Source organism: Pseudomonas sp. H9 (genome assembly GCF_004353925.1).
Lineage (GTDB): Bacteria > Pseudomonadota > Gammaproteobacteria > Pseudomonadales > Pseudomonadaceae > Aquipseudomonas.
On the sequence record NZ_SMOK01000024.1, the window covers coordinates 172,428 to 192,203 of the forward strand.

At 61.1% G+C, this 19,776-nt stretch carries 17 protein-coding genes and 1 pseudogene; 7 read left to right on the forward strand and 11 right to left on the reverse strand.

Translation table 11 applies throughout. From position 1 onward, the window contains the following. Positions 1–247 precede the first annotated feature (247 nt). Complete coding sequence (locus tag E1573_RS19325; RefSeq protein WP_133216173.1) at positions 248–1,162, reverse strand: LysR family transcriptional regulator; 915 nt, start codon at positions 1,160–1,162, stop codon at positions 248–250. Positions 1,163–1,328: 166 nt separating this feature from the next. Between E1573_RS19325 and E1573_RS19330 the strand changes: the two genes are divergently transcribed. The 3 genes from E1573_RS19330 to E1573_RS19340 are packed head-to-tail and all read left to right on the forward strand — an operon-like array spanning position 1,329 to position 4,927. After that, a complete protein-coding gene (locus tag E1573_RS19330; RefSeq protein WP_133216174.1) occupies positions 1,329–2,633 on the forward strand; it encodes an MFS transporter in 1,305 nt (434 codons plus the stop codon). Between the two features lie 28 nt (positions 2,634–2,661). Continuing rightward, complete coding sequence (locus tag E1573_RS19335) at positions 2,662–3,891, forward strand: Zn-dependent hydrolase (protein WP_133216175.1); 1,230 nt, start codon at positions 2,662–2,664, stop codon at positions 3,889–3,891. A gap of 10 nt (positions 3,892–3,901) precedes the next feature. Further along, the gene (locus tag E1573_RS19340) at positions 3,902–4,927 is read left to right on the forward strand and encodes a histone deacetylase family protein (RefSeq protein WP_133216176.1); all 1,026 of its coding nucleotides are present in this window, start codon (positions 3,902–3,904) and stop codon (positions 4,925–4,927) included. Positions 4,928–5,035: 108 nt separating this feature from the next. Here the strand turns inward: E1573_RS19340 and E1573_RS19345 are convergent, their stop codons facing one another. The 6 genes from E1573_RS19345 to pchA form a co-directional block, all read right to left on the reverse strand. Beyond that, positions 5,036–6,745 carry a diguanylate cyclase gene (locus E1573_RS19345; RefSeq protein WP_133216177.1) on the reverse strand — a complete coding sequence of 570 codons (1,710 nt, stop codon included), beginning with the start codon at positions 6,743–6,745 and terminating at the stop codon, positions 5,036–5,038. Between the two features lie 104 nt (positions 6,746–6,849). Beyond that, positions 6,850–7,221 (reverse strand): cytochrome c family protein, encoded by a 372-nt coding sequence (locus tag E1573_RS19350; protein WP_133216178.1) that lies wholly within the window; start codon positions 7,219–7,221, stop codon positions 6,850–6,852. 58 nt (positions 7,222–7,279) lie between these two features. Continuing rightward, positions 7,280–8,848, reverse strand: coding sequence for an FAD-binding oxidoreductase (locus E1573_RS19355; RefSeq protein ID WP_133216179.1), 1,569 nt, complete (start codon positions 8,846–8,848; stop codon positions 7,280–7,282). Positions 8,849–8,859: 11 nt separating this feature from the next. Further along, entirely contained in the window at positions 8,860–9,552 is a 693-nt protein-coding gene (locus tag E1573_RS19360; protein WP_305955363.1) for a hypothetical protein, read from the reverse strand. A gap of 10 nt (positions 9,553–9,562) precedes the next feature. After that, a complete protein-coding gene (locus tag E1573_RS19365; RefSeq protein ID WP_133216180.1) occupies positions 9,563–9,898 on the reverse strand; it encodes a cytochrome c in 336 nt (111 codons plus the stop codon). Between the two features lie 38 nt (positions 9,899–9,936). After that, a complete protein-coding gene (pchA, locus tag E1573_RS19370; protein ID WP_133216181.1) occupies positions 9,937–11,412 on the reverse strand; it encodes a 4-hydroxybenzaldehyde dehydrogenase in 1,476 nt (491 codons plus the stop codon). Between the two features lie 404 nt (positions 11,413–11,816). On the opposite strand from pchA, the gene E1573_RS19375 reads away from it, so the two are divergent. Then, positions 11,817–13,661 (forward strand): sigma-54-dependent Fis family transcriptional regulator, encoded by a 1,845-nt coding sequence (locus tag E1573_RS19375; protein WP_133216182.1) that lies wholly within the window; start codon positions 11,817–11,819, stop codon positions 13,659–13,661. 12 nt (positions 13,662–13,673) lie between these two features. On the opposite strand, the gene E1573_RS19380 is transcribed toward E1573_RS19375, so the two are convergent. After that, complete coding sequence (locus E1573_RS19380) at positions 13,674–14,597, reverse strand: transporter (protein WP_133216183.1); 924 nt, start codon at positions 14,595–14,597, stop codon at positions 13,674–13,676. A gap of 247 nt (positions 14,598–14,844) precedes the next feature. Beyond that, positions 14,845–15,723, reverse strand: coding sequence for a helix-turn-helix domain-containing protein (locus E1573_RS19385; protein ID WP_133216184.1), 879 nt, complete (start codon positions 15,721–15,723; stop codon positions 14,845–14,847). Positions 15,724–15,920: 197 nt separating this feature from the next. On the opposite strand from E1573_RS19385, the gene pobA reads away from it, so the two are divergent. Continuing rightward, positions 15,921–17,108, forward strand: a complete 1,188-nt coding sequence (gene pobA, locus E1573_RS19390) for a 4-hydroxybenzoate 3-monooxygenase (protein ID WP_133216185.1) — start codon at positions 15,921–15,923, stop codon at positions 17,106–17,108. 17 nt (positions 17,109–17,125) lie between these two features. Further along, positions 17,126–17,281: pseudogene (tatA, locus tag E1573_RS19395) on the forward strand (twin-arginine translocase TatA/TatE family subunit); the annotation flags it as partial. 59 nt (positions 17,282–17,340) lie between these two features. Here the strand turns inward: tatA and E1573_RS19400 are convergent. Continuing rightward, positions 17,341–18,036 carry an ankyrin repeat domain-containing protein gene (locus tag E1573_RS19400; RefSeq protein ID WP_133216187.1) on the reverse strand — a complete coding sequence of 232 codons (696 nt, stop codon included), beginning with the start codon at positions 18,034–18,036 and terminating at the stop codon, positions 17,341–17,343. A 78-nt stretch (positions 18,037–18,114) separates the two neighbouring features. On the opposite strand from E1573_RS19400, the gene E1573_RS19405 reads away from it, so the two are divergent. After that, on the forward strand, positions 18,115–18,996 hold the full coding sequence (locus tag E1573_RS19405; protein ID WP_133216188.1) for a LysR substrate-binding domain-containing protein: 882 nt from the start codon (positions 18,115–18,117) through the stop codon (positions 18,994–18,996). On the opposite strand, the gene E1573_RS19410 is transcribed toward E1573_RS19405, so the two are convergent. Then, positions 18,997–19,632: an START domain-containing protein gene (locus tag E1573_RS19410; RefSeq protein ID WP_133216189.1), complete on the reverse strand. Its 636-nt coding sequence runs from the start codon at positions 19,630–19,632 to the stop codon at positions 18,997–18,999. Between the last annotated feature and the right edge of the window lie 144 nt (positions 19,633–19,776).

Here is a 19,776-nt window from a genome sequence, read left to right on the forward strand (position 1 = left end):
AGTGGGATAGCTGTGTCAATTAAATTCTGACAAATTGTTACAGGGTTGTGACGGGGTTTTTCAGGTGATGGCTCTATCTCGCTGCTTTGGCTGATTTTGCGACTTGTTAGGGTGTCGATTAAATCACACACAATTCCCGACTTTTATCGACCTCTGTGGGAGCGGGCTTGCCCCGCGATGGCGGTGTGTCAGTCACAGAGCATCGCGGGGCAAGCCCGCTCCCACAGAGCATTCCCGCAGTTCCTGTTCACAATGTGGCTTGCAGCGCTTCAAGAAACACCGCCTCTGCACGGCTCATGCGCTGCTCACGGTTCCACAACAGGTGAATGTCGACATCGGCGATGCCGTCATACGGCGGCAACGGCCAGAGCAGGCCGGCTTCGACATCCGCTGCCACCGCATGGGCGGGCAGGCAGCCCACACCGTACCCGGCAATCACCAGACGGCGGACTTCTTCCAGGCTCGGCGAAGAGGCAACGATGCGCCCGCTGAAGCCTTGTTGGTCACGGAAAATCGTCAGCGGCGAAAGCATCCCGCCAATCTGGTCGCTGGCGAAGCTGACGAAGTTCTCCCGCTGTAAATCGCCCTCGGCAACGTCGTGCTTGCCAAACAGCCCATGGTGTTTGCCGCAGAAAAAAGCGTAGCGCTGGCTCAGGAACAAGCGCTGTTCCAGGCGCGGTTGTGGGCGGCGGTTAAGGCTCAGGCCCAGGGTCGCGGTTTTTTCCTGCAGGGCGCTGACGATGTCGGAGCTGCGCATCACGTCGATTTCCAGATCCACCCGCGGGTGCTGGCGGTGGAAGTCAGCCAGAAAACTGTCGAAACGCGCGTAGACGATACGGCTGATCATCAGCAGGCGGACTTTGCCGATCACTTCATCCGCTGGTTGTTCCAACACGCTGCTGACCTGTGACATCTGCCCGTAGATTTCACCGGCCAGGTGGAAGATCTGTTCGCCCACTTCAGTCAGGGCAAAGCGTGGCCCGCGACGGGCAATGAGCTGACGGCCAAGCTGTTCTTCCAGACGCTTGAGCGCCTGGCTGACCGCCGGTTGAGTCAGGTGCAAGCGCGCGGCGGCACGGCTGATGCTTAGCTCTTGGCCGATCACCCGAAAGGTGCGCAAAAGGTTCCAGTCCAGGCGGTCGTTGAGCAAGCGATCAGACATGGCAGGGCCCTGGGTTAACTATAAGGCTGGGTAATACTGTGAATAATAAATAGAAAATTGACTAATCATAGCCCGCAGACGAAAAATCGTGGTCATACAGGCGTCATCAGAGCGCCGCGAACGCACCGTTCCCTCCTGCCAGAAAAATAATCAAAGGAGCCTGACCATGAAGCCTTCCGCTTCGCCCCAGCCTCGCCGGGCTGCCGCTGCCGCCTTTATCGGCACCATGATCGAGTGGTACGACTTTTACATCTACGCGACCGCCGCCGCTCTGGTGTTCGGCGCTTTGTTCTTTCCCTCCGACGACAAACTGTTCAGCACCATGGCCGCCTTCGGCACCTTCGCTGTGGGCTTTTTTGCCAGGCCCTTGGGCGGGATCGTCTTTGGCCATATCGGTGACCGGATCGGGCGCAAGAAGTCACTGGTGATCACCTTGCTGATGATGGGCGTGGTCACCGTATGCATCGGTTTGTTGCCGACCTATGCGCAAATCGGTGCCACCGCACCAGTGCTGCTGATTCTGCTGCGTATTGTTCAGGGCATTGCCGTGGGCGGCGAGTGGGGCGGCGCAGTGTTGATGGCCGGGGAGCATGCACCCAAGGGGCGACGTAACTTCTTCGCCTCGTTCGCCCAGTTGGGCAGCCCGGCCGGTTTGATTCTGTCGCTGCTGGCTTTTAGCGCAGTGACCCGCTTGCCTGAAGAAGACCTGATGAGCTGGGGCTGGCGCTTGCCGTTCCTCGCCAGTGCTCTGCTGCTGTTGGTCGGCCTGGCCATTCGCCTGGGCGTTAATGAGTCACCGGAATTCCTTGCCAGCCGTGAGCAAGCGATCAACGCCAAGCGCAAGGAGCAGGCGCCGGTCATGGAGGTGCTGCGTACCGCCTGGCGTCCGCTGTTGCTGTGCATTGGCGCCAATACTCTGGGAATCGCCGGGGTGTATTTCACCAATACCTTCATGATTGCCTACAGCACCCAGCAACTGGCCTTGCCACGCTCGCTGATTCTGGAGTGCCTGTTTGTGGTGGCGATCATTCAGTTCTGCATTCAGCCAGCAGCGGCCTGGATCGCCGAGAAGATCGGTGCCACACGTTTCCTTTGCCTGGTGTCGCTGCTGGCCATGGCTTCGCCGTACCCGATGTTCGTGCTGGTCAGCTCCGGCCAGGCGCCGCTGATTATCGTTGGTATCGCCCTGGCGGTGGTGTGCATGGCGTCGTTCTATGCGGTGATCGCCGGTTACGTCAGTGGCATGTTCGAGACCCGAGTGCGCTACACGGCAATCTCCCTGGCCTATCAGGTGTGCGGTGCAATTGCTGGCGGCCTGACGCCCTTGGTCGGCACCTGGCTGGCACACAAATTTGTTGGCCAGTGGTGGCCGATGGCGCTGTTCTACAGCGTGATTGCCGCCATCTCGCTGCTCTGCGTGCTGGCCCTGGCCCGCCGTCATGCGGCTACCCATCGCCTGGAAATGGCCTGATCCCTTAATGAATTCTGGAGTAGTTGCAATGTTGAAAAGCAACGGCGAACGCCTGTGGGCGAGCCTGATGGCCATGGCCGAAATCGGTGCGACGGCGCGTGGTGGCAGTTGCCGCCTGGCCCTGAGTGATGAAGACAAGGCCGGACGTGAACTGTTTGCGCACTGGTGCCGTGAGGCGGGTATGAGCCTGAGCGTTGACCCTATTGGCAATCTTTTTGCCCGTCGCCCCGGTACCGACCCGCAGGCCGCCCCGGTAATGATTGGCAGCCACCTCGATACCCAGCCTGAAGGTGGACGCTTCGATGGTGTGTACGGCGTGTTGGCCGGGTTGGAGGTTGTGCGCCGTCTCAACGAGCTGCAGATCCAGACCCGCAAACCGGTGGAAGTGGCGGTGTGGACCAACGAAGAGGGCGCGCGTTTCACCCCGGCGATGTTCGGCTCGGCGGTGTTCACCGGCACGATGAAGCTGGAGGATGCTTTGGCCGTGCGCGATGCCGACGGCGTCAGTGTCGCCGAGGCCTTGCAGGGCACCGGTTACGCGGGTACGCGGCCTTTGGGCGGCGCGGTGGATGCCTATTTCGAAGCACACATCGAGCAGGGCCCGATCCTTGAAGACAACGCCAAGAGCATCGGCGTGGTCAGCGGTGGCCAAGCCATTCGTTGGCTCGACGTGCAGGTCGAAGGCATGGCCGCCCATGCCGGTACCACGCCGATGCCGCTGCGCAAAGACGCGCTGTATGGCGCCGCACCGATGATTCAGGCAATTGAACAACTGGCCAGTGAATTTGCTCCCCAGGGCCTGACCACAGTCGGCGAACTGACCATCAGCAAGTCGTCGCGCAATACCATTCCCGGGCGTGTGCAGTTCACTGTCGATTTGCGTCATCACAGCGACAACGCCATTGCCGACATGGAGCAACAGGTCAACAGCCGCCTGCAGGCGATTGCCGCTCAGCGCGGTCTGAAACTCAGCATAAGCCGCCACTGGGTCAGCCCGGCGACGCCGTTCGATGCCGAGTGTGTGGCGGCCGTGCAAGCGGCAGTCGATGGCCTGGGCTACAGTCAGCAATCGATTGTCAGTGGCGCTGGCCACGACGCTATCTTGTTGGCGCGCTACTGCCCGACAGCGATGGTGTTCATTCCCTGCGTGGGCGGCTTGAGCCACAACGAAGCCGAAGATGTGTTACCAGAACACGTCAGCCAAGGCGCCGATGTGTTGCTCAACGCTGTATTGGCCCGTGCTGGCCGTGTCGACTAAGGAGAAGCGCATGCGTTGTTACTTCCACCCCGAGCAGCTCCTGCATCATCCCCGCAGCTACTACTCGCGTGGCCAGATGCGCATACCACAGGAAGTGCCCGAGCGTGCCCAGCACCTGTTGCAAGCCGCGCGCAACCTCGGTTTCGACATCATCCAACCGGCCGATGCCGGCCTGCAGCCGCTGCTGGCGGTGCACGGTAGCGCCTACCTGAGATTTCTGGAGGAGGCGCACCCGCGCTGGGAAGAGATCCCCGAGGACTGGGGCGACGAGGTGATGTCGAACATCTTCGTGCGTGAACCTAACACCCTGCGTGGTGTACTGGCCCAGGCGGCCCGTTACCTGGCCGATGGCAGTTGCCCGGTCGGCGCACAGACCTGGCGCTCGGCTTATTGGTCGGCACAAAGCGCGGTCGCGGGCGCCAAGGCGCTGCTCGACGGTGAGCCCGCGGCCTATGCCCTCTGCCGCCCGCCGGGGCACCACGCCCGCGCGGAAGCGGCAGGTGGCTTCTGCTACCTGAACAACGCGGCAATTGCCGCCCAGGTGCTGCGCGAGCGCTTCGGCCGCGTGGCCGTGCTCGACACCGACATGCACCATGGCCAGGGCATTCAGGAAATCTTCTACCAACGCGACGATGTGCTGTACGTCTCGGTGCACGGCGACCCGACTAACTTCTACCCGGCGGTCGCGGGCTTTGCCGAAGAGCGTGGCGAGGGCGCCGGGGAGGGTTACAACCTGAACCTGCCCATGCCTCACGGCGCCAGTGAAGCAGACTTCCTCGAGCAACTGGACGTGGCGCTGGCAGCGGTGCGCGGCTTTGGCGCCGAGGTACTGGTGTTGTCGTTGGGCTTTGATATCTACGAACTGGACCCGCAAAGCAAAGTTGCGGTGACTCGCGAAGGCTTTGCTGCCTTGGGTGAGCGTATTCGCGGTCTAGGTATGCCGTGCCTGATCGTTCAGGAAGGCGGGTATCACCTGGAGAGCCTTGAGGACAACGCCCAAGCCTTCTTTGCCAACAAACAAGACTGGCACCTATAACCGACGCTGTAGGAGCGGGCTTGCCCCGCGATTGCGATCTGTCAGTGCCATCGCATCGCGGGGCAAGCCCGCTCCCACAGCAAGCCCGCTCCCACAGGAAGACAAGCATTAATCGCGGTTGATCACCTGGTTGCGGCCACCTTTTTTCGCCGCATACAAACGTCGGTCGGCAGTGGCGACCAGATCTTCCAGGCCTTGGCAGTTGTCGCCGCGCAGTTCCGCCACGCCAATGGATACGGTCAGGCGAATCTCCAGCGACGGCGCACCAGCAAGCAAGGTGCTGGCTTCAGGCACGCACACCGATTGAGCGGTCGCAGTGCGCAAGCGCTCAGCCACAAGGGTGGCGTCGGCCAGGGTGGTGTCCGGCATCAGCACGCAGAACTCTTCACCGCCATAGCGCACCACCAGGTCCTGGGGGCGAACCAGTGCGCGGCATAGGGTGGCAAGGTGTTTGATCACTTCGTCGCCAGCGCTGTGCCCCCAGGTGTCGTTGATGTTTTTGAAACGGTCGATGTCGAGCATCCACAAGGCCACCGGCTGATCGTCGCGCAGGCGCTGCAGCAACCCGCCGAAGTCCGACTGCAGGCGGCGGCGGTTGGCCAGTTGGGTGAGGCCGTCGACCAGACCCATTTCCCGCAGTTGGCGGTTCAAGCGCAATTGGCCTTTGAACAGGCGATCGACAATGTACAGGGTCAATATCATCAACAAGGCCAACAGCAACCATACACCGTAAAACAGGATGTCGATTTGCCTGTTCACCGCAGCTCGCAAGTCGGTAGCGCTGATGTAGTTGGTCAGCATCAGGTCAATGCCTTGCAGTTCGCGGAACTGCAGGTAGCCGTTTTCGAGCTTGATCGTGCCGTGGTCACGCTGGAACAGCATGGGCAGCGATAAGCGTGGGTTAGCGTCTGGCAAGCTTGAAAGCCAGCTGCCTTCGGGGGACTTGAACACTTGGTCGCTGGAGGCGACCAGGTTGCCTTCATTGTCGATCAGTGCATGTTGCTCGTCGTTCCCAGTGGTCTGGTACAGGTAGCTTTGCAATTTGGTTTGCGGCACGTCGTAGATCAGTGCACCACGCATGACCGCATTGAGGTACACCGGTGTGCTCAGCAACACGTGCGGCATCGTGCCCAGATTAGTGCCGGGCATCGGGTAAAAGGCGATGTCGAGGTCTTCGGCATTGGCACGGTTCAGGCTCATCAACGGTGAGCTGGCAAATTTGCGCAGGATCGGCTCCAGTTGCTCGTCGCGCAGTGCCGGGTAGGCGACGACGATGCCAGAGTTGGCGAGGAACATGATCCGCGCCAGATTGGGTTCGCCCTGAAACTGCGCGGGCAGTACCTGGCTCATGACCCGTGACAGGTGCAAGTCTTCTTCCAGTTGCTGAGGATCACGACTCAGGCCGTGGATGTCAGCCACCGCAGCATCGCTGATGGCCAGCACCGGCGCATCGGACTTGGGCACTGTCAGCCCCCACAGCGGCTGCTGGCGGTTACGCAGTGCCGAGAGCACAGCTTCGTGGCCGCGCATGGCGGGCTGCACGTGTGCTTCGATCAACAGGCGTTCGGCGATGTGACGCAAAAATTGCAGCTGGCTCTTGCCGCTGAACACCACCGTCTCGATGGCCAGCGCTTGCAGTTGCAGATTGTGTTCGCGGATTTCCAGTTCATGCTGTTGCAACTGGTAGTACTGGCGCCCGGCAAGCACCAGGCTGATGGCGAAGGCGATCAGAAAACACAGGACCACCATGCGCCGTGGGCGCGCGCAGGCCTGGGGCAGAAAGCGTCGGGGCTTTGGTGTGGCAGGCGGTTGCGACATCAAGACGTTCCACGGGCAAATGAGCCGTGATTATAGATCCTGTTGGCGCAGTTGAATGATGGACGGAGCGTGCTGTGGCGGTGCGGCAACAGCACGCCAACCAATTACTTGAGGGTCTTCAGGTACGCAATCAAATTACGGCGTGCCTGAGCATCGGCCTGGCCGGGGAACATCATCATGTTGCCCGGCACCACCGTGGCAGGGCCCGCCAGCCAGCGATCGAGGCTGGCGTCATCCCAACGCAGTTGGCTGCCTTTGAGCGCCGCCGAATAGTTAAAGCCCGCTGCCTGGGCACTGGCGTTTCCGGCAACGCCGTGCAAGCTGGGGCCCATCAGGTGTTTGCCAGCCTCGGTGCTGTGGCAAAAGCCACACTGGCCATTGAACAGGGCTTTGCCCTGAGTGGCGTCACCTTCGGCAAGGCACAACGGGGCAGCCAGCAACAGGGCGCAGGCAGTGAGCAGGTGTTTGTTAATCATTGGTGTTCCTGTCAACGAAAGGTACCCGCCAGGTGCGCCCTGGCGGGGGAGAGCAGTGTTAGAACGGGTTGTTCAGGTCGATCCCGGACTTGCCTGGGGCGAGGATGTTGTTCGGGTCCAGCGCGCGTTTGATCGCGTGCTCAACCTTGCGTTTGACTGGGCCGTAACTCTGCGCAACGCGCTCCTGAAAGGCGGTGTTGACGCGGTACACGGCGTAGCCATTTTGCTCGAACACATCCAGCAGTTCGGCGAAGCAGGCATTGGCGCGTTGGGTTTCTTCCGGGTTGCTGCGGTCGTACAGCACGTCGATGACATGGTGCATGTCACGCCAACCGACGATGAACTCGCCGACGTAGTCCAGGCCATGCTTGTTGAGGATCTTTTTCGCCAGCGCCTGCTGCTTGTCGCACTCGCTGCCGCGCGCCTGGCTGACTGGCGCGAACCACATCGAACCACCACCACCACGCCAGTTGTACAGACCGAACTCTTGCAGGTTAGGCACGCCCGACATCAGTTGTGCGCGGTACTTGAACGGCTGGGTTTCGCCAGCTTCTTCCTGGGTGACGATACGGCCTTTGCCCAGTTGCTTGAGTGCGCCGGTGACGATCTTCCAGTTCACATCGACCTGTTCCTGGGTGCCATAAAGGGCGGCGTACACGTTCCAGGCGCCGAGGTTTTTGTCTTTCTGGATTTGCTTGAGAATCGCGTCGGGCGTGGCGCCCGGCTCGGTGGTGTAATCGCTGCGGCGGGTATTGCAGGTCGAGGCCTCCCACAGCACACCGGCGATTACCACCGAGTTGGGGATGATCTGAGCAATACGCAGCGGACGGATGAATTCGACAATTTCGGCGATGTCGGACTGATTCTCGAACTTGATTTCAAACGGCTTGAACACTGGTGGCTTTGGCATCAGCCAGAAGCCCATCTTGGTGCAAATGCCATAGTTGGCCTGGGTGAACATACCGTCCAGGGTCGGGCCATAGCCCCACTTGAACACCTGCCAGGCGTTGTCGCCTTTGACCCCGCCCATGCCGGTGCGGTACACGTCGCCATTGGCCAGCACCACTTCCATCCCGCACTGCATGAGGAAGTGTTCGCCGTACGGGGTGTAACCAACGCCACGGTCCATGGTGTTGCCCAGCGGCCCGGCAATCGCCGAAGGCGCCGAGAACGACAGCATCAGTGGCAGATTGTGCTCCTGGATGTAGTCGTAGAGCTGTTGGTAGGTCACCCCTGGCTCGACCAGCGCGGTGCACAGCTCAGGGTCGACGTGCAGGATCTTGTTCATCTTCTTCAGGTCGAGAATCACCTGGCCGCGCTGGCCCGGTGCCGCCGAGCCGTAGCCAAAGTTACGCCCGGTGGAGATGGTCCAGATCGGGATCTTGAACTGGTTGCAGATCTTCACCACGCCTTGTACTTGCTCCACGGTGGTCGCGGTGACCGCAGCGGCAGGGGCATGTTCGGCGTTGTCCACGGCCATCATGATTTTGTTGTAGGGAATCAGCTGGTCATCTTTGACCAGCACATTGTCCTCACCCAGCAGGGCACGGAACTGGGAAAGGGCCTGCTCGAAGTGGGCCGCATCGACGCCGCGAGGCAGCAGGGGGGTGGCGGTTGCTTGGCTCATGTTGGAATCCTTCAGACGTGGATCGAGAACGACACGTAAGTGCCGGTCAATGCCGAGGGGCGGCTGGCAATCAGCGGCGCCTGGCCGGTGTCAGTGCTGCCGAGAACGGCCAGGGCGTAACCGAGGGTGGCGGCCCATTGGTCCCCACTCTGGCTGCGATTGGCGGCGCTCAACTGCAAGGCCGGTGCGAGGCTGTGCAAGCGCTGCTCATGCAGTTCGAAGCCATGACCACAGCGGTTGAGCTGCTGCCCCAGCTGCAAGGCGCAGCCGTGGCTGGCCTGGGCACTGAGCAGGCGATGGCGTGAGTGCCCGGCGCTGGCGCTGTGCTGGCCGAGCCACTGCACGCGCGCGCCGGCGCTGCGTGCCAGGTCGACGATCAGCGCGGCGCTGGCATCGTCGACCAGGCCGATCAGACGCTGGGACTGGCCGCTGGCCAGGCGTTGTTGCAGGTCTTGCAGCATGGCCAGATCCAGGCCTGTTGCTATGACCTGCACCTGAGGCGCAGCTGGGCTCGCCCGCAGGCCCTGGACGAAGGCGCTGACGGCCACCGGCGCACTGACAATCGCCAGGCTCGCAGCCTGTGGCTGCGCCGATGGGCCCAGCACGCTGTTGGCCAAGCTCAGGCTGGAGCTGCCCAGGGCAGCACCGGCCAGGCCGCCCAAGGCCATGCCCTTGAGCAGTGAACGACGTTCGACATTCATCATCACTAAGCCCTCACGGTTTGGCCGCTGGCGCAGGCGCTTTGGAGATGTACTCGGCGACTTGCTGCAAGGCGTTGTCATCGATGAACGAAGCTGGGAAGGCCGGCATCGCGCGAAAGCCGTTGCGCACAATGGCGCTGATGTACGCAGGCGGCAGTTGGCGGCCAGTGATCTGCGGGCCGACCTGGCCTTCATGGCAGTGACCGCAGACTTTGGCATAGACATTTTCGCCGCCTTTCCACACACCATCGCCATCGGCGGCGGCAGTGCCGGCAAGCAGAATCAACGGTAGGGCAAGGCAGCTGGTGATGGTCCGTCGCACAGCCTGTGAGGTGGGCAGTTGGGACATTGCGGACTCCTTATTGTTATCGGATGTAGGCGTAGCAATCAGAACGGGTAGTGACGCGGTTGGTGTTGAACGGTGATCCAGTGATCGGTGGTGAACTCTTCGATGGCCCAATCGCCATTGAAGCGACCCAGCCCCGAGTTTTTCTCGCCGCCGAACGGCGCGTTGGGTTCGTCGTTGACCGGGATGTCGTTGATGTGAGTCATGCCGGCCTGCAGGCGTTGAGCGAATTGCACGCCACGTTCCAGGCTGGCAGTGAACACGGCGCTGGACAGCCCATACTCGCTGCGGTTGGCCAGCTCCAGCGCATGCTCGGCATCGCGTGCAGCTTGAATGCCCACCAATGGGCCGAAAATTTCTTCATGGGCGATGTCCATGTTGGCGCTGACGTTGCCGAACACATGCGGTGGCAGCACGTTGCCCTGAGCCTCGCCACCGAGCAGCAACTGGGCGCCTTCGGTATGAGCGGTGGCGATCTTCTCTTGCAGGCCGGCCAGCTGGCGGGCGTTGATCACCGGGCCGATCACCGTCTCAGGCAGGCTTGGGTCACCGTAGGGCAGAGCTTTGACACGCTCGACAAAGCGCTGGGTGAAGGCGTCGACCAGCGGCTGTTCGACGATGATGCGGTTGACCGCCATGCAGATCTGGCCCTGGTGCAGGAACTTGCCGACCACGGCGGCATTCACGGCCTGTTCCAGGTCGGCATCGGCCAGCACCACGAACGGGCTGTTTCCGCCCAGTTCCAGTGCCAAGTGCTTGAGGTGTTCGCCACCGCTGGCGATACGGCCAATGTTGCGACCGACCTGGGTTGAGCCGGTGAACGAAATGAACGCAGGCACCGGGTGTTCGACAAAGGCGTCGCCGATCTCGGCACCGGCTCCGACCACCACGCTCAGCGCGCCTGCGGGCAGGCCGGCTTCTTCGAAGATCCGTGCCAGCAGCAGGCCGCCACTGACCGGGGTGTCGCTGGCCGGTTTGACCACTACGGTATTGCCCAGCGCCAAGGCCGGCGCCAGGGAGCGAGCGGTCAGGTGCAGGGGGAAGTTCCACGGGCTGATCACCCCGATCACCCCCAGTGGCTTGCGGTACACGCGGCTTTCTTTACCGGGAATGTTGGAGCTGACGATACGCCCGTGCACACGGCTGGGCAGGCTCGCCGACTCCAGGGTGATGGCGCGGGCGGCGCCCCATTCGATCTGGGCCTTGATCCGTGTGCTGCCGGATTCGCGGATGATCCAGTCGATGATCTCTTCACGGCGTTCATCGAAAATGCGCACCGCCTGGAGCATTACCTGGCTGCGTGCGGCGGGTGATTGTGCTGCCCAGTCAGGCTGAACCAGGCGGGCACTGCGGTAGGCGGCATCGAGGTCGTCACGGTTGGCCAGGGGGATTTCCAGCAACTGCTGCTGGTTGTACGGATCGAGCACGGTCAGCGAGCGCTCAGCGCTACCAACACGCCATTGTCCGGCCAACGGCTGCAGGTGAAGATTTTGATAGGCAGGGCGGGTAGGGGTCATCAGCTTCTCTCTTGTTGTGTCGAAAGGAATTCGATGAACAGCCCATAACAACTATCGTGCCATGTCGTTGCGTCCGCTAAAAACTCAATAAAAACAATGAGTTGAAAATATTTTTGTAAATTTTGACGTAGCGCCCAAGTCGCCGGTGCGGATTTTTATGCAGAGAAGTCGCCGATTGCAGAAAGCTCGACGCTGGGTGAATCGGTAGGAGCGGGCTTGCCCCGCGATCGTGTATTTCCAGCTTCACCGCGATCGCGGGGCAAGCCCGCTCCTACAGGGCGTGCAGAATCCGGGCGATAATCGGCCATTTGCGCGGTTCAGCACGCCCCTTGGCGGACTGGCTAATTGACCCGGCTGCAGTCGGGGGCATACTGCAGGCTTACCTTCTGCCTTTGATATTGCCTATGACACCTACAACACCTGGCAAACCTGGCCGTGCCGTGGATGAAGAATTTTTCAAACAGGTACTGGGCCGTCAGAAAAGCCTGATCGTCGACCGTACCAACCAGTTCGGCAGCACCGGACTGCCTTCAGCCGAGCAGTTGGCGCAATCCGTGGCGTTTGCCCCGCAAGACGGCAGCATCTGGCTGTGTGGCCAACGCATGATGCTGCTGCAAGGCTCTGCCTTTGGTGCCATTCGCCGTGAATTGATCGAGGCGCTGGGCCTGGACAAGGCCCGCGGCCTGCTCACGCGTATCGGTTGGCAAGCGGGTGCCCGTGATGCCGCGCAGGTCAGCGAGCAATGGCCTGAGGGCGACCACGCCAGCCTCTACAGTGCCGGGCCACGCCTGCACATGCTCGAAGGCATGGTGAATGTCGAGGTGGTGCGTTTTGAGATCGATTCGAGCGTCGGTCACTTCTATTCGGAATTTCTCTGGCACAACTCCCTGGAGGTGGACGAGCACATCGCCGCCTATGGCCTGGGGGGCGAGCCAGCCTGCTGGATGGAAATCGGCTATGCCAGTGGTTACGCCTCTTCGCTGTTGGGGCGACTGGTGGTGTTTCGCGAGTTGCAGTGCCGGGCGATGGGGCATCCGGCCTGTCGCATTGTTGGCAAGCCAGCCGAGCAGTGGGACGACATCGACGTCGATCTGGCCTACCTAGACCCCGGTGACTTTCTCAGCCGCAGTACCTACACCTCGGCGGTCGACAAGCGGGTGGCCGAACTGGAAGTGCCGACCGATGCCAAGCAACTGGTGGGTATCTCGGCCAGCTTCGTCGCTGCCAGCCAGTTGCTGCAGCGCGTGGCGCCGACCGAAGCCACGGTGCTGCTGACCGGTGAGTCTGGTGTGGGCAAAGAATTGTTCGCCCACACCGTGCACCAGGCCAGCCGCCGTCAGCACATACCGATGGTGGCGTTGAACTGTGCAACGCTGCCGGAAAACCTGGTCGAGGCCGAGCTCTTCGGCGTAGAGCGCGGTGCATTCACCGGTGCCGAACGCTCGCGGCCGGGGCGTTTTGAGCGGGCTCATGGCGGTACCTTGTTCCTCGATGAAATCGGCACCTTGAGCCTGCATGCCCAGAGCAAGATCCTGCGTGCCTTGCAGGAGGGCGAGATCGAGCGGGTCGGTGGCACCTCGGCGATCCAGGTCGATGTGCGGGTGATTGCCGCCACCAACCTCGACCTGCGCAAGGAGGTTGAAGCCGGGCGTTTTCGTGAAGACTTGTTCTATCGCTTGAACGTCTTCCCCATTCACCTGCCACCGTTGCGCGAGCGTCGTGAAGACATTCCGCTGCTGATGAGCTATTTCCTGCATCGCTTCAGTCAGCGCCACGGCCGTCAGCTGGCGGGCTTCAGTATGCGTCTGGTCAACGCGCTGTTGACTTACCGTTTCCCCGGCAACATCCGCGAATTGCAGAACCTGATAGAGCGCGGGGTGATTGCTGCCAGTGATGGTGAGGTCATTGATGTGGTGCACCTCGCAGAAGCGGGGGCGCCGCTGATGGAGGCGGCCATCGGCTTGACCGGTGAAGGGCGGTTAGCTGTCGATGCCGTGACACCGAAGGTGCGTGCAGCTGCACCCGACACCGAAGCTGAATCTGATCAAGCGCAGGCCAGCGCCCCGGAACTGGCCAGCCTGCAAGCGTTCTTTGCCGGTCAGGAGCGGGTGCTCGGTACCTCGCTGGAGGACATCGAAAAACGCTTGGTGCGCCTGGCGCTGGAACGTTCGGGCGGCAACGTCACCGCGGCCGCGCAAATGCTCGGCATGAGCCGTGCCCAGGTCAGCTACCGGCTCAAGGGTGGCTGACCTGTATCACGCTTAGAGAGGGGTGGTGAACTTGAACCAGTAAGTCTGCCCCTCGGCGCGGTTGCGTACACCGGAATCGTCCTGCCATTTGGCGCTGAACAGCCAGCCTTGCTTGCTGCTGTACTGCACCGCCGGGCCGATGGAGAACGAGCGCCCGCGGTTACCGTCGTTGGCGTCAACCAGCGCAGCTGCTGCGCAGTCAGAGGCGCTGCACTTGTCGTCGCTGACCTGCTGGTAAGCGTGCCCCCCCACACCCAGCACCCAGCCGTTGCCCAGGCCCCAACCGAGGGTGTAGTCGGCGTGCAGTTCGCGGCCCGACTGGTAGTTGGTGGCGCGGTTTTCAAAGTTGTAGTCGTACATCAAGCGCACGTCGGCATTCAATCCGGCGGGGTCCAGGTAGGTCATCGCCAGTACACCTTGAACGGTGTAGTAGTTGTTGCCGAGGTTGATCAGGTCATCTTCGTCGTACTCGCTGGCAGTGGGCAAGACGAAGTCGACGCCGGTGGCGATGTGCAGCTTTTCACTGGGGTGAAAGCCGATCACCGGGCCCAGGTGTGCGTCACCGATACCGCGTTTGTGGTCGTGGGGGCCGCCTTTGACATTCAGGCGCATGTCGTTCAGCGGCAGCAGCGCATGGAAACCCAGGTCGCCGCCGAATACTTTCTGCTCGGTTACCCAGACAAAACGCGGGGCCAGGGTGGTGACACGCAAATCGATATCGGCAACTTTGTCGCCACTGTTGTCACGCAGGCTGTCGGCCAGGTAGTTACCGGCGAACAATTGGCCGTAGGTTCCTGGTGGCGGCAGGATACCCATGCCGTAGATCTCGATACCCATCGGCCATGAGGAAATACCACCTTCGGTGGCCTGCGCCTGCCAGGCAGAGGCGCACAGCAGCAGGCTGGTTGCGAGGTGCAGCGGGGCATGTTTGAACATGAGAGGGTCAACCTTATTGTTATGGAGTTGGCGTCGGACAGCGACGCCTTGGCAACCCCTCTCAAATTACGTGCCATAATTTAAATCGTTAAAAATCAAGTAGTTATAGATTGTGTTGGTTTGGTGCCGCGGCAATACGGAGGGATTTGTTAAGAAATTTCTGCAGCGCGTAGAAAAGTGAGCCTCTTTCGCGGGGCAAGCCCGCTCCTACAGGTTGAGAATCTGTGGGAGCGGGCTTGCCCCGCGATCAAGACACCCCAGCCTGGCGAAAGGCATTGGGCGTCTGCCCGCACAAGCGCCTGAAGAACCGTGAAAAGTAGGTCGGGTCGCTGAAGCCCAGGCTGTCGGACAACTGGCTGATGGTCATGTTGGTGTAGATCAGGCTGCGCCGGGCTTCGAGCAGCAGGCGTTGGTGAATGATCTGCAGCGCCGTCTGCCCTGCCAGTTCGCGGCACAGGGTGTTCAGGTGCACGCTGGAAACGCCCAGGCGATGGGCAAACAATTCGACCGACAAGTGTTCGCGATAATGCTGTTCAACCAGTTTGATAAACCGCGCAAGCAGTTGCTGGTTACGCTCGTCACGATTGCTCGCCTGGGTGAGGGGCTGACTGCGGCGGCTGATCCAGACCATCAGCGAAGTCACCAGTGAGTGCAGCAGCAGGTCACGTGCCGGGGCGCTGCCTTCGTATTCCTCATGCAGTACCCGGATCAGCGTGTACAGGGTGCGCTGGTCAGCGCCCAAGCGGTAGCAACCGGCCGAGGCCAGTACCGTCAATGGCGCGCCCAACTGCGCCTCTAGTTGCGCCACCAGCGGCGCACCCAAGGTCAGCACATAGCCATCGATGTCTTCGGAAAACTGAAAGCCATGTACGGTCATCGGCGGGATGACTTGGATCGCCGCCTCGCGCACCACACTACGCCGTCCCTCAAGCTCGATCTGCGCCTGGCCGCGCCGAACGTACAGCAACTGGAACAGGTCGGCATGCCGATGTGGCTTGATTTCCCAGTGGTGCAGGCTGCTGCGTTTAGGGATCGATTCGCAGTGCAGCAGATCCGGCGTTGGCCAGGCCTGGCTCTCGCCGTACAGCTTGAACACCGGAATTTTTGGAAGGCTGGCGCGTGTCATGGTGGGCAATCCGGGCTGTGCGGGAGGGGTTAGGGGTTTGTCCGATAATCGAACAAAATTTATAAAAGTGCAATTTGTTGAAGGAATATCACCTTTTTATCCGGTTTTTGTCAGCAAAAATGCAGGGGCACACAACAACAATAGCTGCCAGCGTGCTCCCCCCCCCAGCACCTGGAGCCCCTAGCGAGACGAAAATAATGAAAACTCAGGTAGCCATTATTGGTGCCGGGCCTTCGGGCCTTCTGCTTGGCCAACTGCTGCACAAGGCCGGTATCGACAACGTGATTATCGAGCGTCAGACCCCCGAGTATGTGCTCGGTCGTATCCGCGCCGGTGTGCTGGAACAAGGCACCGTCGACCTGCTGCGCGAAGCGGGTGTGTCTGAACGCATGGACGCCGAAGGCCTGGTGCACGATGGCGTTGAACTGCTGGTCGGCGGCAAACGCATTCGTGTTGACCTCAAGGCCTTGACCGGCGGCAAGACCGTCATGGTCTACGGCCAGACCGAAGTTACCCGCGACCTGATGGACGCCCGCACTGCCAGTGGCGCGCCGATCATCTATGCGGCCGACAACGTTCAACCGCATGAGATGAAGGGTGAGCAGCCCTACGTCACCTACGAAAAAGATGGCCAGACCCACCGTATCGACTGCGACTACATCGCCGGCTGCGATGGCTTCCACGGTGTAGCGCGCAAGAGCATCCCGGAATCAGTGCTCAGCCATTACGAGCGCGTCTACCCGTTCGGCTGGCTTGGCCTGCTGGCTGATACGCCGCCGGTCAATCACGAACTGATCTACGCCCATCACGACCGTGGCTTTGTGCTGTGCAGCCAGCGCTCGTTGACCCGCAGCCGTTACTACCTGCAGGTGCCGCTGACCGATCACGTGGATGACTGGTCAGATGAGCGCTTCTGGGACGAGCTCAAGGCGCGCTTGCCAGAAGACGTGGGCCAACGCCTGGTGACCGGGCCAGCGCTGGAAAAGAGCATCGCCCCGCTGCGCAGCTATGTGGTTGAACCGATGCAGTACGGCAAACTGTTCCTGGTTGGCGACGCGGCGCACATCGTGCCCCCCACCGGCGCCAAGGGACTGAACCTGGCGGCGTCGGATGTCTGCTACTTGTACCGCATCCTGGTCAAGGTGTACCGCGAAGGCCGCACCGACCTGCTTGAACGCTACTCCGAGGTGGCCTTGCGCCGGGTCTGGAAAGGTGAGCGTTTCAGCTGGTTCATGACCAACCTGTTGCATGACTTCGGTGAGCATAAAGATGCCTGGGACCAGAAGATGCAACAGGCTGACCGCGAGTACTTCTTCAATTCGCACGCGGGGCTGGTCAACATCGCTGAGAACTACGTGGGCCTGCCCTACGAAGAGATCGAGTAAGCGGAGGAGGGTGCACCATGGGTGTGTTCGACTGGAAACACTGGGTGGTACTACTGGTCGTGGTGGTGCTGGTGTTTGGCAGCAAGCGGCTCAAGTCGTTGGGCAGTGATCTGGGTGAGTCAATCAAGGGTTTTCGACGCTCGGTGAACGCTGACGATGAACCAACGCCACCGGCCAAGATCGATCAGGGTTGACGATTATCGCGGGGCAAGCCCGCTCCCACCGAGGTCTGTTAAATCCCGGTGGGAGCGGGCTTGCCCCGCGATGCGTCCTCAAGGATCTTCACCATCGCGGAGTAACCCCGCGCCCGCGCGTGGGCCAACGGCGTTACGCCGTCCTTGTCGGTAATGTTCACATCAGCACCGGCCTGTACCAGCATTTCAACGATCTGCACATGGCGCGGACCACCGTCACTGAGCACGATGGCTTCCATCAATGCCGTCCAGTGCAGGCGGTTGAGGTGATTCACGTCGACACCGGCATCAATCAAGGTGCGCACATTATCGACATGCCCGCGCTCGGCCGCCGGAATCAACGCTGTGCCGCCATAGCGATTAGTGCTCTTGAGGTCGGCGCCATGGCTCAGGGTCAGGCGCAGAATCTGATTGAAACCTCGCGCACCGGCATACAGGTAAGGGCTGTCATCAATGCTGTCTTTGGCATTGACGTCGGTACCCGCTTCAATCAACACCCGCGCCGCCTCTACCTGGTTTCGATGGGTGGCCAGCAACAGGGCAGTGCGGCCCAGTCTGTCCCGGGCTTCGAGTGTTGCACCTTGCTCAAGCAAGCTGCGAATGCGCTCAGCGTTGCCACTTTCCGCGGCATCGCGCAATTGGCTTTCCAGCACACCGCCTTCGGCGCTGGCTGTGAGTGAGGTCATCATGGTCAACAGGAAGGCCAGCAAGACCTTGAAGTGCGCCAGCTGCATCCGTTTGTCTCCGTCTGTTGTTCTGTGGGTGGCTGCATGATAGAAATCGTACTTCCTATTTAGAAGTTAAATGTTTTCATGGATATCAGTGCAAAACCGAATAGGTCGTTGTTCGATCTGGACCTGCTTCGGGCCATTGTCGTGGTCGCCGATTGCGGCAGCTTTACCACTGCCGCCGCACGCCTGCATTCCACACAGTCGACCGTCAGCCAGAAGGTCCGGCGCCTGGAGGACATGGTTGGCCACCGTTTGTTGGTGCGTGGCAATCGCGATGTGTTGCCCACTGATGCCGGCCAGACCCTGCTGGGCTACGCCCGGCACATGCTGGCGCTCAATGACCAGATGCTCGAAGCGTTGGCCGGCGCCACCGTGGGTGTGACCGTGCGCCTGGGGGTGCCGGAAGACTTTGTCGGCGGCCGCACCACCAATGCGCTGTCGGCGTTCAACCGCAAGTACCAACAGGTCAAGCTGGAAGTCACCAGTGGCCTGTGTCGGGACTTGAGCCAGAGCTACGATAACGGTGAGCTGGACCTGGTGTTGCTCAAACAGCGGCGCAACAGCCGCGAAGGTGTGGCGTGCTGGCCGGAAGAGCTGCAATGGATCGACAGTGCCAACGCGCCGTCGATCGACCTCGACCCGATCCCGCTGGTGACCTTTCCGCCCCGTGGCCTGTACCGCGATGACATGATCAACGCCATCGAAAGCATGGGCCGACGCTGGCGCATCAGCTTCACCAGCTCAAGCCTCAGTGGCATTCAGGCCGCCGTGGCCGATGGTATGGGCATCAGCCTGCTGCCACCGCGTGCAGCAACCCGCGAACATGCAGTGTTGGGTGAGCACAACGGCCTGCCAGTGATCGACAGCTACGAGATCGTCATCGTCCATCGGCCGACCGCCGACCCGATGGTCAAAGAGCTTGCCGGGGTGTTGGCGAGCCTGCTGGAAGCCCACGAGGTGTAATCATTCATCGGGCGACTCGGACTCAGGTCGTAACCCTTGGCGTTCCGCTACCGCACGCAAAGTGCGCAGCGACACCATCGGTGCGTCGATGACGAACTGATTGGCCAGCCAGGAGGGTATGTCGCCGGCTGGGTCTGCTTCCAGTTGATAGGTCACTTCGGTGAGTTGCTCGCCTTTAGGGACCAAGGTCCACAGGCCCTTGAGCTGGCTGACGCGGATCAGCCCGGGCTTGCGTTCAACTTTACCGGCAACCGCGTTGAGGTGGCGGATCAGGCCGTCAGCCTCAGTGCGTTCGGTACGGACCTGAATCACCATATCGCGGGGGCTGGCCGGCCAGGGCAATTCGGTGGTCAGGTACACCCAGGTACTGTCGCCTTCGACATCCAGCAGGCGCATGCTTTTGCAGCCGTACAGCCATTTGCAGGCCACCCGCAGGTTCTCTTGCAGATCGCCCAAAGTGCGCACACTGGCCTTGATCAGGGTCACGCCGCGAAAGCGTTGGTATTTTGAGCCGGGCACATCGTCCAGGTACACCTGAATGCCGTCTTCATCCTTGGCCAGATGCCAGGCGTCAGCGCACGCGACGCCATTGAGCACAAAGACCAGCAGCGCACTGCACAGGTAGCGAGGCTTCATAGCACGGGCTCCATGGCCGGCGTCAGGTCAAAAAAGCATAGGCCGGTGGGAGCAGGCTTGCTGTGGGAGCGGGCTTGCCCCGCGATGCTATCTGGCTGACACACCGCAATCGCGGGGCAAGCCCGCTCCCACAGCAAGCCCGCT

Excerpts from the sequence above, each read along its gene's own strand:
- pchA (WP_133216181.1), bottom strand. The coding sequence starts at position 11,412 with ATGACCCCTACCCGCCCTGCCTATCAAAATCTTCACCTGCAGCCGTTG.
- E1573_RS19325 (WP_133216173.1), bottom strand. The coding sequence starts at position 1,162 with ATGTCTGATCGCTTGCTCAACGACCGCCTGGACTGGAACCTTTTGCGC.
- E1573_RS19335 (WP_133216175.1), top strand. The coding sequence starts at position 2,662 with ATGTTGAAAAGCAACGGCGAACGCCTGTGGGCGAGCCTGATGGCCATG.
- E1573_RS19340 (WP_133216176.1), top strand. The coding sequence starts at position 3,902 with ATGCGTTGTTACTTCCACCCCGAGCAGCTCCTGCATCATCCCCGCAGC.
- E1573_RS19350 (WP_133216178.1), bottom strand. The coding sequence starts at position 7,221 with ATGATTAACAAACACCTGCTCACTGCCTGCGCCCTGTTGCTGGCTGCC.
- pobA (WP_133216185.1), top strand. The coding sequence starts at position 15,921 with ATGAAAACTCAGGTAGCCATTATTGGTGCCGGGCCTTCGGGCCTTCTG.
- E1573_RS19385 (WP_133216184.1), bottom strand. The coding sequence starts at position 15,723 with ATGACACGCGCCAGCCTTCCAAAAATTCCGGTGTTCAAGCTGTACGGC.
- E1573_RS19375 (WP_133216182.1), top strand. The coding sequence starts at position 11,817 with ATGACACCTACAACACCTGGCAAACCTGGCCGTGCCGTGGATGAAGAA.
- E1573_RS19400 (WP_133216187.1), bottom strand. The coding sequence starts at position 18,036 with ATGCAGCTGGCGCACTTCAAGGTCTTGCTGGCCTTCCTGTTGACCATG.
- E1573_RS19405 (WP_133216188.1), top strand. The coding sequence starts at position 18,115 with ATGGATATCAGTGCAAAACCGAATAGGTCGTTGTTCGATCTGGACCTG.
- E1573_RS19410 (WP_133216189.1), bottom strand. The coding sequence starts at position 19,632 with ATGAAGCCTCGCTACCTGTGCAGTGCGCTGCTGGTCTTTGTGCTCAAT.
- E1573_RS19330 (WP_133216174.1), top strand. The coding sequence starts at position 1,329 with ATGAAGCCTTCCGCTTCGCCCCAGCCTCGCCGGGCTGCCGCTGCCGCC.
- E1573_RS19380 (WP_133216183.1), bottom strand. The coding sequence starts at position 14,597 with ATGTTCAAACATGCCCCGCTGCACCTCGCAACCAGCCTGCTGCTGTGC.
- E1573_RS19365 (WP_133216180.1), bottom strand. The coding sequence starts at position 9,898 with ATGTCCCAACTGCCCACCTCACAGGCTGTGCGACGGACCATCACCAGC.
- E1573_RS19345 (WP_133216177.1), bottom strand. The coding sequence starts at position 6,745 with ATGTCGCAACCGCCTGCCACACCAAAGCCCCGACGCTTTCTGCCCCAG.
- E1573_RS19360 (WP_305955363.1), bottom strand. The coding sequence starts at position 9,552 with ATGATGAATGTCGAACGTCGTTCACTGCTCAAGGGCATGGCCTTGGGC.
- E1573_RS19355 (WP_133216179.1), bottom strand. The coding sequence starts at position 8,848 with ATGAGCCAAGCAACCGCCACCCCCCTGCTGCCTCGCGGCGTCGATGCG.